The following is a 13249-nucleotide window of genomic DNA, read 5'->3' on the forward strand; positions in this document are numbered from 1 at the left end:
GCTGAAATATTACGGCGCTTCCTGCAAGGCCAGGCGAACAAACCCGTTATTCTGTGCCAGTAATTCATGCGCTTTCCAGGCATCCATACCCGTCAGCACCATAAGCACCGCCGTTTTACACTGATGGTTACAGCTTTCCAGCGCCGCCTTCGCCTGCGCCCGGGAGCATCCCCCCGCTTCCATTACAATGGCAATTTGTCGCTCGGCCCATCTGGTATTGCTTGCCTCCAGATCAACACGCAGGTTGCTGTACACCCGTCCTGTCCGTATCGCCAGACCGGTGGTGACCATATGCATTATCATGCTTTGCGCAATGCCCGCTTTGGCGTTGGTATACCCGGCAACCACATCCGCGCCCAGATCGGGGGCAATAACCATGCTCGCCAGCTGCGCCGCTTCACTTTGCGCATCCTCCGTAATGAGCGCGACCGTTGAGCCCAGAGACCACGCATGACGCATCGCGCCCCAAACCCATGGCGTTTTGCCGCTGACGGACAGCGCCAGCATCATGTCATGCTCGCCGAATTTTATCGTCTGAAGGTCGGCAACACCGCGCGCGTAGCTTCCGGCGTTATCGCCTGCTGTCATCGCAATGACCGGATGTTTTCCCGGCGCGAACGCTTCTGCCGCCTGCTTCGCCACGCCTCCGGACGCGCCTGCGCCGATCAGCACCAGACGTCCGCCGTGACTAAGCGTCGCCGCCGCGTTATCCACCACGCGAGCCAGCATACTTAAGTGAGGGGTAAGTGCAGAAGAGATTTGTGCGTCATCCTGGTGTATGACATTAAGCATATCCAGCGTAGATAATCTGTCGATGTTCATCGTGCTGGCGTGCCGTCTTTCCCTGGCCGTACCGGTAAGCATAATGCTCATAAACTGCCTCCTTATTATGAGTACCCCCACACTATAAAGTGTTTTATACAGGTCACATGAGAGAAGGCTCACGAAACGCCTCTCTTTACATGGCTTTATGAAATGCCCGTCATCAGCGATAATTAGCCCTTTCTTTTTCATCGCGGAGTGTTAATGAGCGATTTGCAGCCCTTCCCCCCGACGCGCAAGCGCCCTATGAAGCTGAATACGCTGGTTACGCTGATGGTGTGCGCCATTATCGGCTCTGTGCTGCTGGTGGTCTTCGCGCTGTACTCTGTGCAGATCACCCGTGCCACGCGCGATGACGTGAAAGATACTGCGCTGGGTATCGCCCGAACGCTGGCCGACAGCCCGGAGATCAAGCGTGGCCTGATGGAATCGCCGCAGGCCGGCATCATCCAGCCGATTGCCCAGGCGGTGACGAAGCGCAACGACCTGCTGTTTACCGTGGTTACCGACCTGCGTGGGATCCGCTATTCCCATCCAAACGAAGCGCTGTTAGGTTTGCATTTTATTGGCGACGATCTGACGCCCGCCCTCGAAGGGAAAGAGAATGTCTCCGTGAACCGCGGCGCACTCGCGGAAGCACTGCGCGTCTTTACGCCCGTTTATGACGATCGGCACGACCAGATCGGCGTGGTCGTGGTGGGTATTTCGCTGAATAAAGTTGAAGATCAGATTGCCCGCGGTCGGCTCAATGCCGTGTGGACCATCTTATTCAGCGTTCTGATGAGCTCAGTGGCGATATGGGGTCTGGTCCGGGTTCTGAAACGTATTCTCTTCGGGCTGGAGCCTTACGAGATCTCTGCCCTCTTTGAGCAGCGCCAGGCCATGTTGCAGTCCCTGCGCGAAGGCGTGATGGCTGTTGATATGCACGGGCGCGTGACGATGATTAACCACACCGCCAGAGAAGTTTTGCTCCTGAGCTCGGGTGAGCACTCCGAGAGCAGCGGCGAACCATTGCTGGTCAGCTTGCGGGAAGTGGCGAAAACCGGCATTGCTCGTCAGGATCAGGAGATCGGCTGTAACGGACGGCTACTGCTGTGCAACATGGTCCCCGTGAAAAGCCAGAATCAGGTGATCGGGGCAATCAGCACCTTCCGCGATAAGACCGAAATCAGCCAGTTAATGCAGCGTATCGATGGTATGGTCAACTATGTTGATGCCCTGCGCTCACATACGCATGAGTTTATGAACAAGCTGCACGTGATCCTCGGCCTGCTGCACATGAAGCGCTACGATAAGCTGGAAGAGTACATCATCCAGACCGCACAGAATTATCAGACGGATATCGGCGCGATACAGCGCAAGGTTAAATCGCCGGTCATTGCGGGTTTCCTGCTGGGTAAAATCAACCGCGCCAAAGAGGCGGGAGTGACCCTGACGCTGGCCGAGGAGAGTCAGCTTCCTGACACCAGCAATGAAGAGCAGGTTGCGGTTCTGATCACCGTGCTGGGCAATTTAATCGAAAATGCCCTGGATGCGATGGAAGGTCAGCCGGAAGGCGAGATCGGCCTGCTGCTGCATTATCAGAACGGCTGGCTGAGCGGTGAGGTCAGCGATGACGGTCCCGGCATTGATCCCGAGCGGCTGGAGGCTATTTTTACAAAGGGCTACTCAACAAAAGGTGAAAACCGTGGCGTTGGGCTGTTCCTTGCACGTCAGCAGATCCAGAACCTGGGCGGAGATATTACCGTCGAGTCGGAGCCTGGCGTATTTACCCAATTTTTTGTTCAGATCCCCTGGGATAGCGAGAGGAATATCGCGTGATAAATGTATTAATTGTCGATGATGACGCCATGGTAGCCGACCTCAACCGTCTGTATGTTAACCGCGTTGAGGGTTTTAACTGCTGCGGCGTCGCTTCCACGCTCAACCAGGCCGAAGCATTGATCGCAAACCCAGGCCAGCCGATCGATCTGGTGCTGCTGGATGTCTATATGCAGCAGGATAACGGGCTGGATCTATTGCCCATCATCCGCGCATCGGGCCGCCCGATTGACGTTATCATGATTTCGTCAGCCTCCGACGCCGCAACGATCCAGACGTCGATGCACTATGGCGTGGTGGATTACCTGATTAAACCGTTCCAGTTCCCGCGTTTTGAAGAGGCGCTGAACGGCTGGAAGGCAAAGCGCAGTCTGATGGGCTCGCATCAGTATTATGAACAGGCCGACGTCGACAGGCTGATCCACGGCGGCGCGCCGGAGCTGGCCGACAGCAAAAAATTACCGAAAGGCTTAACGCCGCAGACGCTGCGCACCATTTGCCAGTGGATCGACAGCCATCCGGAGATAGAATTTTCCACCGACGATCTGGCGAATGCGGTCAACATTTCCCGCGTCTCCTGCCGCAAATACCTGATCTGGCTGGCGCAAATCAATATCCTGTTCACCAGCATTCACTACGGTGCCACCGGTCGACCGGTATATCGCTATCGTTTGCAGCCGGAACAGGTCGGCCTGCTCAAACAGTACTGCCAGTAATTCGGTAGCTGTCGTCCAGAAGGGTAAAACGGAAGTGGTGCATCGAGGAGATCACCACTTCTTTTGTTTTGGTGACAAAAATGGCTTCAATATCGGGGCGCGAACGCAGCGCGGCGCAGCCCTGCTCCACGCCCATGCCGTAGATCAGCGTGGTCCAGATATCGCCGTCGAGGGAGTCTTGCGAAATAATCGTCACGCTGTCCAGTTCGTTATCCAGCGGGTAGCCGGTACGCGGGTCAAGTATGTGATGATAACGTTTGCCGTTCTGCTCGAAGTAGCGCTCATAGGTGCCTGACGTCACAACCGACCGGTTTTCTACCGTTATGGCGCCAATCAGCGCATCACCGGCGAACGGTTTTTTCAGCCCGACGCGCCAGCCACCCTCCGGCGAGCCTAACGTCTGGACGTTGCCGCCAAGGTTGATCAACCCGAGTTCGGCGCCCTCTTTATGCAGGTAATCCCGCACCCTGTCGGCGATATAACCTTTGGCGATAGCCCCCAGATCGATCTCCATTCCCTGGCGTGTAAGAAACACGCTGCTGTTGGCGTCATCCAGTACCACATTCGCAGGATCCGTGATACTCAGCAAGGCGGCGATCTCGTCCGCGGGCGGTACAGCGTCCCCCTTAAAGCCAATTTTCCAGCGTTTGACCAGCGGGCCTATCGCCAGGTTGAACGCACTGTCTGTAGGCAGGCTGGCCGCTTTCGCGCAGCGGATCAGGTCAAACACCGGGCGACTGACGACAACCGGATGCTGACCGGCAGCATGGTTGACATCCATCACCTGCGAATCCGCACGGTTGACGGTGAGGAGATCTTCGTACTGTTTGATCAGGCGAAACACGCGGGACGCGAGGGCTTCGTCATGGGAGAAGAGTTTCAGGAGGATGGGCGAGCCCATCAGAACGGCGTTGTAGCTGTAAACGCGATGGCTATCAGGCATTACATAAGTCCTCAGATGTAGCCCCGGCAAGCACCGCGCCGCCGGGGAAACAGGAGCCTTACCGTGTTTTCGAACGCATAGCCGCCTGATGTCCGGCAAGCGTACCAAAAATAATGATATCTGCCACCGCATTACCACCGATGCGGTTACCGCCGTGGATACCCCCGACAACCTCACCCGCAGCAAACGCTCCCGGCAATACGTTGTGGTTGCTGTCCAGCACGCAGGTTTCTGTATTGATGGTCACACCGCCCATGGTGTGGTGCACGCCCGGCGCAATCTGAATGGCATAGAACGGCCCTTCGTTGATAGGCGCACGCAGCGCGGTGGTGCGGCCAAAATCATCGTCATGCTGTTTTTCCACAAAGCCGTTGTAGCGTTCCAGCGTTGCCAGGAACTGGTGGTGATCCATCCCCAGCGCTTCCGCCAGGGCTTTTGGCGAGCTGGCGCTGGTGACAAACCCTTTCGCGATGTACTCATCCGCGGCTTTGTTTTTGGCGCGAACATGCTCGTCAAAGACGATGTAAGCGTATTTCTCCGGCAGCGCGATGATTTGCGCCGAGACTTTGTCGCGGGTCGACATTTCGTTATAGAAGCGGTTGCCCTGCTGGTTTACCAGAATCGCCCCGCCGCCGCGGATGGATTCGGAAATCAGGTACGACGTTTTCTGCTCAACGGTTGGGTGGATCTGGATTTCGCCCATATCGACGGTGCCTGCGCCAATACGCTCCAGCAGTGCGATACCGCCGCCGGTTGCGCCTTTGTGGTTAGTCGTCACGAACCCTTCCAGGTCCGGACGGTATTTCACCACCATCTGGCTGTTGGCGCTGAAGCCGCCCGTCGCGACAATTACGCTTTTAGTTGCCACGGTGAGGGTTTCGTTCTCTTCGGTGGTCAGACGCACGCCGGTCACTTCGCCGTTTTCGAAGATGATGTCGCTCACGGAGGTATCCAGCATCACCTCGATGTTGCGTTTGTTGACATTGCGCACCAGACCGCTAATCAGATATCCGCCCACCGCGGAACCATCTTTCGGACGGTGCGTACGGTCGATGCTCATCCCGCCGGTGGTGGTGATGTCGTTGAGCATAATGCCGCGCGTTGCCAGCCATTCGATGGCCTCCGGCGCGTTCTCGACAAAGCGACGCAGCAGTTCAGGGTTGTTCTTATTGCCACCGCCTTTCAGGCTTTCCTGGTAGAACAGCTCTTTGCTGTCCTGAATGCCCTTCACGCGCTGGAAGCGGGTCTCAGCCGCGTTCATACCGGCAGAGGCTTTAATGGTGTTCCCGCCAATAGTCGGCATTTTCTCAACGATCAGCACGCTCGCGCCTTCGTCATGCGCCTGAATCGCCGCCGCCAGACCGGCACCGCCGCTGCCGACTACCACCACGTCCACGCTTTTAGTCTCATTCGGGTCAGCGCCCTCTTCTGCCGCCAGCGCTTTGCTGGATTTCAGCATCGCCTTCGAGACCGCTTTTTTCACCGCCTCGCTCTGGCTGGTTGCGCCGGTGATAGCATCCACGTGCGGGGTATTGGCATCCAGAATTCGGGTACGGATCTCTTCGAAGCTGGTGACAAACTCGACGTCTTCACTCGGGCCGGAGGCCAGTTCGATATCGGCGATGCGGTCGGTTTCGAGGCTGACGTTAATCACCAGTTCGTTAGCATCGTCCTGCACTTTTTCAATAAAGGTGCCCGGTTTGAATTTAGATTCGCCCATGCTCATGTCGCGGATCATCGCTTCCACCAGCGAGAAGCGCCACAGCGGTTCCGGGATGCTCAGTTCTTCGCGTCGGGTACTGTCCATAAACAGCTCCAGGCTTTCGCCCGCCGCGATGCGATCGGTCCAGTCCGGATAGGCGATGGTGGCGCGGCCAACGGCTATCAGGTCGTAACCGTGATCCAGCGCTTCATTCACATCCGTGGCATTCACCACGCCGCCAACGCCCATCACCGGTACCTGCGCCAGCGTGTCAGAGCGCATGGCGCAGTATTTTTCGATAAGTGGCGTCGGGTCCTGAGTATCGACGATAGAAGGACGCAGGGCGGCGCCAAGGGAGAAGTGCAGATAATCCACCCCACGAGCGGCCAGTTTTTCCAGCAGATACAGGGTGTCTTCGAAGCGAATGCCGGGGACTTCCAGCTCTTCCGGTGAGAAGCGGTAGCCAACGATGAACGCGTCGTCCGCATACTGGCGCACCATCTTGTGGGTAATGTCCAGCACCGCCAGCGGGAATTTCGCGCGGTTATCGCGGCTGCCACCCCACTCGTCGTCGCGCTGATTAGAGTTCGGGGAGTAGAACTGCTGGATCAGATAGGTATTCGCCCCGTGGATTTCGACGCCATCGAAGCCGGCCTGAATTGCGCGGCGTACGGCTTCGCCGAACTTGCCGATCATGCCTTCCACTTCTTCTGAAGTCAGAGCAACCGGCGTCGCGGCACCGTCACGCGGCGCGGCAACCGCGCTTGGGCCAACCGGCGTGCGGCCGCCGATCAGTTTTGGGTCGACCATACGGCCGCCGTGGTAAATTTGCAGAAGGGCTTTGGAACCTTTGGACTTAATGGCGTCAGCGATTTTTGCCAGTCCGGCGATTTTTTCGTCGTTATCAATACCAATTGCGCCCGGGAACGCAAGGCCGAGATCGTCAACAAAACAGCATTCAACGATAATGGTGCCGATGCTACCAGCGCGGGCACGGTAGTACTCCACCAGCTCGCTGGTCACGGTGCCATCGTAATACCCCGTACAGGTTGTCATCGGGGCCATTAACAAACGGTTTTTCAGTTCAGTACCATTCGGTAATGTGAAGGGGCTTAAAATACGTTCGTTAGTGCTCATAATAGAAACTCCAAACTTTAAAAATTAAGAATTCGTTATCGGTATGGATTTTTTATTTCGTGTTTTTGCCGATGTCATGACATTAATATAAAGCTTTTTTAGTTTCTAAAGTCATTACGTTAGTTAATAAACTATTTAATCCCTGCGATAACATTAATAACACATTGGTGTTAGCGCGAATGTTTTATACGTTCACATTAATTTAAAAAAAGTTAAATCAACAATGGTAAAGCCAATACACCATACACACCAAAAACCCTTTAAAATCAAAAGGTAAAATACATCCCAAACTAATAATGTTATAAAATTGATAAATAAAATGCTTAAAAATAGCGAATAACCACACTACTCAGAGTGGTTATTATAAAAAGTATAAAATTACGTCCTCAATTCTGTTTTTTTGATCGCGATCAATAGTAATGGCATCCAAAGGCGCAATATAAAAACATCATCATTTTTTATTTAGCGCAAACAAAAATGCGTTAAATCGCTATTACTGAAAACACAAAAACGCACCTTAAATAACTAAAAAAAGCAAAACGAATAAAGCAATCGAATTTGTGTTTTCGCTGTACGACGAATTTTTGACAACTTAAGACGTGAAACTATGAAAACAAAAACTGCTGTAACGCCTCCTGCGGCGAATCTGGCATCAAATGGAACAGCAAAACGCCTGCTGATGATGGCCCTGCCCGTCATTGTCGCCGTCCTGCTGTTGTTTGTCCCCGTTCCGGAAGGGCTGCCGCCATATGCGTGGCACTACTTCGCCATCTTTGTCGGCGTCATCGTCGGGTTGATTTTCGAACCTCTGCCGGGCGCCGTAATCGGCCTCACCGGCGTGGTGGCGATTGCGCTGTGCAGCCAGTGGGTGCTCTTTAGCCCCGAACAGCTGACTGACCCGAAATTCAAGCTGGCGGGCGCCTCCTTTAAATGGGCGGTGAGCGGGTTTGGTAACTCCACCGTCTGGCTGATTTTCGGTGCCTTTATGTTCGCCGCAGGCTACGACAAAACCCGCTTCGGCCGCCGCCTGGCGCTGATTCTGGTGAAGTACCTGGGCCGTCGCAGCCTGACGCTCGGTTACGCCATTACGTTTGCGGACCTGCTGCTGGCCCCGTTCACCCCGTCCAACACCGCGCGCAGCGGCGGGACCATCTACCCGATTATCGCTAACCTGCCGCCGTTGTACGGTTCAAAACCCAACGACCCAAGCGCGCGCAAAATCGGTTCCTATCTGATGTGGGTGGCAATCACCGCGGCTTGTATCACCAGCTCGATGTTCCTTTCCGCTCTGGCACCTAACCTGCTGGCACTGGCGCTGGTGAAAAGCACCGTTGGAATTGATATCTCCTGGGGGACCTGGTTCCTCGCCTTCCTGCCGCTGGGTATCCTGCTGATCCTGACCATGCCGCTGCTGGCCTACTGGTTCTACCCGCCAGAAGTGAAGGTAAACAATGAAGTACCTCTGTGGGCGACCCGCGAACTGGAAAAACTGGGCAAACTGTCGCGCAATGAGATCCTGCTGCTGGTGTTCGTGTGCTGCGCGCTGCTGATGTGGATCTTCGCCGCGGCGTGGATTGAACCGGCCATGGCTGCCCTGCTGATCGTTGGCCTGATGCTGTGGACCGGCGTGCTGGAGTGGAACGACATCACCGGCAACAAAGCCGCGTGGAATACCTTCGTCTGGTTCGCCACCCTGGTGGCACTGGCGGATGGTCTCTCCTCCACCGGCTTTATCAGCTGGCTGGGTAAAGAAGGCGGCATGCTGATGAGCGGTATCTCTCCGGGTGTCGCCACCATCGTCCTGCTGCTGGCGTTCTACCTGCTGCACTACCTGTTTGCCAGCACCACCGCGCACACTACCGCGCTACTGCCAGCGATGCTGACGATTGCCTCCACCATTCCGGGCATGAATATGGAAGTGTTCGTTCTGCTGATGGTGACCTCGCTGGGCGTGATGGGGATCATTACCCCGTACGGTACTGGCCCAAGCCCGATTTACTACGGTAGCGGCTACCTGCCAACCAAAGACTACTGGCGCCTCGGCACCATCTTCGGTGCCATTTTCCTCGCAGCTCTGCTGCTGATTGGTTACCCGTGGATGTCCATGATGTTCTGATTTCTGACCGCCGGACATTTCCTCCGGCGGTTAAATTTTTGTGGAGCAAGCTATGTCAAACAAACCCTTTATCTACCAGAACCCCTTCCCACTCGCGCATGACGACACCGAATATTATCTGCTGACCAAAGAGCACGTTTCCGTTGCCGAGTTCGACGGTCAGGAAGTGCTGAAAGTCGAGCCAGAGGCGTTGACCCTGCTGGCCCAGCAGGCCTTCCACGACGCGGCGTTTATGCTGCGCACCTCTCACCAGAAGCAGGTTGCGGCTATTCTGAGCGACCCGGAAGCCAGCGAGAACGATAAGTACGTCGCCCTGCAATTCCTGCGCAATTCCGAGATTGCGGCGAAAGGCGTGCTGCCGACCTGCCAGGATACCGGCACCGCGATTATTATGGGTAAGAAAGGCCAGCGCGTCTGGACCGGCGGCGGTGACGAAGCAGCGCTGAGCCAGGGCGTGTATAACACCTATATTGAAGACAACCTGCGCTACTCGCAGAATGCGGCGCTGGATATGTATAAAGAGGTGAATACTGGCACCAACCTGCCCGCGCAGATCGACCTCTACAGCGTGGATGGTGACGAGTACAAATTCCTCTGCATGGCGAAAGGCGGCGGTTCCGCCAACAAAACCTATCTGTATCAGGAAACCAAAGCGCTGATCACCCCGGCGAAGCTGAAAAATTATCTGGTTGAGAAGATGCGGACCCTCGGCACCGCGGCCTGCCCGCCTTACCATATCGCCTTCGTTATCGGCGGCACCTCAGCGGAAGCCACGCTGAAAACCGTCAAGCTCGCCTCTGCGCGCTACTACGATAGCCTGCCAACCGAAGGCAACGCGCACGGCCAGGCGTTCCGCGACGTCCAGCTCGAGCAGGAACTGCTTCAGGAAGCGCAAAACCTCGGCCTTGGCGCGCAGTTTGGCGGGAAATACTTCGCCCACGATATTCGCGTGATCCGTCTGCCGCGCCACGGTGCCTCCTGCCCGATCGGCATGGGTGTTTCGTGCTCCGCCGACCGCAACATCAAGGCGAAGATTAACCGCGAGGGGATCTGGATTGAGAAGCTGGAGCACAATCCGGGCCAGTATATTCCTGAATCCCTGCGCCAGCAGGGAGAAGGCGACGTGGTAAGCATTGATCTGAACAAGCCGATGCCCGATATTCTTGCGCAGCTTTCCGCGCACCCGGTCTCCACCCGCCTGTCGCTGAATGGCACCATTATTGTGGCGCGCGACATCGCCCATGCGAAGCTGAAAGAACTGCTCGATAACGGCGAAGCCCTGCCGCAGTACGTCAAAGATCACCCGATTTACTATGCAGGCCCGGCCAAAACGCCAGAAGGCTACGCGTCTGGCTCCTTAGGTCCAACCACCGCCGGGCGTATGGACTCCTACGTGGACTTATTGCAATCCCACGGTGCGAGCATGATCATGCTGGCCAAAGGTAACCGCAGCCAGCAGGTGACGGACGCCTGCCATAAGCACGGCGGCTTCTACCTCGGCAGCATTGGCGGCCCGGCGGCGGTGCTGGCGCAAAACAGCATCAAGAGCCTGGAGTGCGTCGCGTATCCGGAACTGGGAATGGAAGCGATCTGGAAAATTGAAGTGGAGAACTTCCCGGCGTTTATCCTGGTGGATGACAAAGGCAACGATTTCTTCCAGCAGATCCAGAATAAACAGTGCAAAGGCTGTTCACAGCGCTGAGTCTTTCCACAATGACGGCAGCAGCGACAGCGTTTCATTAATTAACCCGCGCTTGTCGCTGCCCGGTTTCCAGATCGTCACCATCGTTTGACCGATCCCCTGGCTGCCCACTTCGGTGTGCAGCCTTTTTACGTTTTGCCATCGCGCCGCTTGAAGATGCGTCGGCAAAAATCCCCAGCCGCACCCTTTCTCCAGCAGGCCGCGCAGCATCTCCAGTTCGTTAGTGAAAAGCGTGTGCCCTGAAATTTGCAGGCGACGGGCAACCGGCTCATCTGACGCGGCATGCATAATCACCTGCGGAACCAGAGAGAGATCGAGCAGCGCCACCGGCGACGCAACCTCCGCAAAAAGCGTCGTTGCGGCGTAAAAATCCATTTCGATCGCCCCTAACGCCCGCCACTCCATCTCATTGCCCACGCTGCGGTTGCGCGCCTGGCAGATCCCCAGATCGGCCTGGCCGTTCGCCAGCATGGCTTCCGCCTCATCGCGCGATGCGCTGGTCAGGCTCAGGCGGATCTTTTTCGCCGCCAGTGTGGCAATCAGCGCCTGTAAAAAAGCTCTGGGGGTGAACGGATCGTAAACGAGTGCAATGTCATGCGTGGCGCTGTCCGGCACCGATCGGGCAAACGCCTCAAATGCTTTGACCTGCCGCATCAGCAGGTGCGCCTGCTGCTGAAGCTGCTCCCCCTCCGGCGTCAGGCGCAGGCTGCGCCCCTCCCGCAGGAACAGAGCGTAGCCCAGCCCATCCTCAAGAAAATCGATCAGATCCCGCAAGGTTGTACGATCTTTGCCGAGTTTACTGGCCGCCTTCATCAGGCTACCGTGCTCAGCGACGGCGGTGAACGCCTCAAGTTGGGCAAAGGAATAGATCAGGGATGCCACGTCATTCTCCACGCGATTTTTCCGGGGGATTTTCCCCCATAACGCGTTTTTTATTATAGGCCGCAGGTTCTTAAACTGAAGTCCTTCCTGAGCCAAACGAGATAAATATGAAAATCAAAACAAACCGCACGCTGCTCGCGGCGCTGGTTGTCAGCAGCCTGCTCTCGCCCGCCGTCATGGCGGCCTGCAACGGTACCGACCTCACGACCTGTCCGGCGCCTTTCGATGCCAGACTCCCGGACGCACATACCATGCTCACCTGGAGCCAGGCCGATCGCGTGGTGGGCTTTCGCAATGACTACCGCAACTACGCGGGCGATGTGTTCCGCCACGGCAACGCAACGCCGCTGCTGCCCGCAGAAAAACCGCTCACCGATGCCCGCTATCAGGTGAAGGGTAAGATTTACAATCTTCAGGATTACCTGAAACGCCAGAACGTCAGCGGCATGCTGGTGCTGAAAAATGGCAAAGTGGCCTATAAATACCTGGGAGAAGGCAATACCAACTCAACGCTCTGGACGTCGCGTTCCGTGGGCAAATCGGTGGTTTCCGCGCTGGTGGGCGTTGCGATAAAAGAGGGTAAAATCCACTCCCTGGACGACCTCATCACCCAGTACGAACCGGATTTAAAAGGCACCGCCTGGGAGGGCGTAACGCTGAAACAGCTCATCACCCACACCTCGGGCGTGGCGTGGAACGAAGATTACACTAACCCGCAGTCAGACTTCGCCCGGCTTACCGAATGCGAAGCGAAACCGGGCACCTACGACTGCGTGCGCACCCTGGTGAAAGGATTACACCGTGAACACCCGGCGGGTGAAAACTGGTCCTATTCCTCGGGTGGCGCCTGGCTGTTAGGCGATGTGCTTGAGCGCGCCACCGGCATGACGCTCGCGGCGTATCTGGAGAAAAGCATCTGGCAACCGTACGGCATGGCGAGCGACGGCGTGTGGCATGCCTACAGCAAAGGCCAGCACGACGTGGGTGCGCATGGATTTAACGCCACGCTGGAAGACTGGGGGCGTTTCGGGGAGTTTATCCTGCATAACGGTACACTGCCGGACGGAAAGCAGATCCTCCCCGAGGGCTGGGTGAAACAGTCCTCAGCCTGGACACAGGCCAAAGGATCGGTGTCCGCCGCGCATCCGAAGGGCTTGTACGGCTACCAGTGGTGGAACAACGAAGTGCCGGCCACCGCCACAAACGTGGAGCCGAAAGTCGAAAATTCGCTGAAGGATTCCCTGTGGGCGCTGGGTATTTTTGGTCAGATGATCGTGGTTAATCAGAAAGAAAATCTGGTTATCGTCCAGTGGTCCACCTGGCCGCAGGCAGAGCCGTCATTCAGCGCCCAGCCGCTGGAAGCGTCGCTGATGTTTAGCGCGATTGCGAACGCGCTGCGCTGATAATC

Annotated in this window: 9 protein-coding genes; 5 read left to right on the forward strand and 4 right to left on the reverse strand. The window is 56.3% G+C overall.

Going from position 1 to position 13249, the window contains the following annotated elements:
• Positions 1-9: 9 nt before the first annotated feature.
• Positions 10-873 carry an N-acetylmuramic acid 6-phosphate etherase gene (locus L3069_RS14190; protein WP_023300495.1) on the reverse strand — a complete coding sequence of 288 codons (864 nt, stop codon included), beginning with the start codon at positions 871-873 and terminating at the stop codon, positions 10-12.
• Positions 874-1026: 153 nt separating this feature from the next.
• On the opposite strand from L3069_RS14190, the gene L3069_RS14195 reads away from it, so the two are divergent.
• Both L3069_RS14195 and dcuR read left to right on the forward strand, forming a co-directional pair.
• Complete coding sequence (locus L3069_RS14195) at positions 1027-2643, forward strand: sensor histidine kinase (RefSeq protein WP_038416329.1); 1617 nt, start codon at positions 1027-1029, stop codon at positions 2641-2643.
• Complete coding sequence (gene dcuR / locus L3069_RS14200) at positions 2640-3359, forward strand: two-component system response regulator DcuR (protein WP_023300497.1); 720 nt, start codon at positions 2640-2642, stop codon at positions 3357-3359. Before L3069_RS14195 ends, dcuR begins: the two co-directional genes overlap by 4 nt.
• Here dcuR and L3069_RS14205 read toward each other — a convergent pair.
• Positions 3340-4302 carry an FAD:protein FMN transferase gene (locus tag L3069_RS14205; RefSeq protein ID WP_038416330.1) on the reverse strand — a complete coding sequence of 321 codons (963 nt, stop codon included), beginning with the start codon at positions 4300-4302 and terminating at the stop codon, positions 3340-3342. The two genes, dcuR and L3069_RS14205, sit on opposite strands and share 20 nt — an antisense overlap.
• Before the next feature lie 58 nt (positions 4303-4360).
• Entirely contained in the window at positions 4361-7141 is a 2781-nt protein-coding gene (locus tag L3069_RS14210) for a flavocytochrome c (RefSeq protein WP_046619333.1), read from the reverse strand.
• Between the two features lie 607 nt (positions 7142-7748).
• Here L3069_RS14210 and L3069_RS14215 point away from each other — a divergent pair.
• On the forward strand, positions 7749-9257 hold the full coding sequence (locus L3069_RS14215) for an anion permease (protein ID WP_074133615.1): 1509 nt from the start codon (positions 7749-7751) through the stop codon (positions 9255-9257).
• A 52-nt stretch (positions 9258-9309) separates the two neighbouring features.
• Positions 9310-10959 carry a class I fumarate hydratase FumA gene (gene fumA / locus L3069_RS14220; RefSeq protein ID WP_063135752.1) on the forward strand — a complete coding sequence of 550 codons (1650 nt, stop codon included), beginning with the start codon at positions 9310-9312 and terminating at the stop codon, positions 10957-10959.
• Here fumA and L3069_RS14225 read toward each other — a convergent pair.
• Complete coding sequence (locus L3069_RS14225) at positions 10948-11853, reverse strand: LysR family transcriptional regulator (protein ID WP_038416334.1); 906 nt, start codon at positions 11851-11853, stop codon at positions 10948-10950. The two genes, fumA and L3069_RS14225, sit on opposite strands and share 12 nt — an antisense overlap.
• 95 nt (positions 11854-11948) lie before the next feature.
• On the opposite strand from L3069_RS14225, the gene L3069_RS14230 reads away from it, so the two are divergent.
• On the forward strand, positions 11949-13244 hold the full coding sequence (locus tag L3069_RS14230; protein ID WP_023300502.1) for a serine hydrolase: 1296 nt from the start codon (positions 11949-11951) through the stop codon (positions 13242-13244).
• Positions 13245-13249 lie beyond the last annotated feature (5 nt).

Source organism: Enterobacter cloacae complex sp. ECL411 (assembly GCF_021869665.1).
Taxonomy (GTDB): domain Bacteria; phylum Pseudomonadota; class Gammaproteobacteria; order Enterobacterales; family Enterobacteriaceae; genus Enterobacter; species Enterobacter intestinihominis.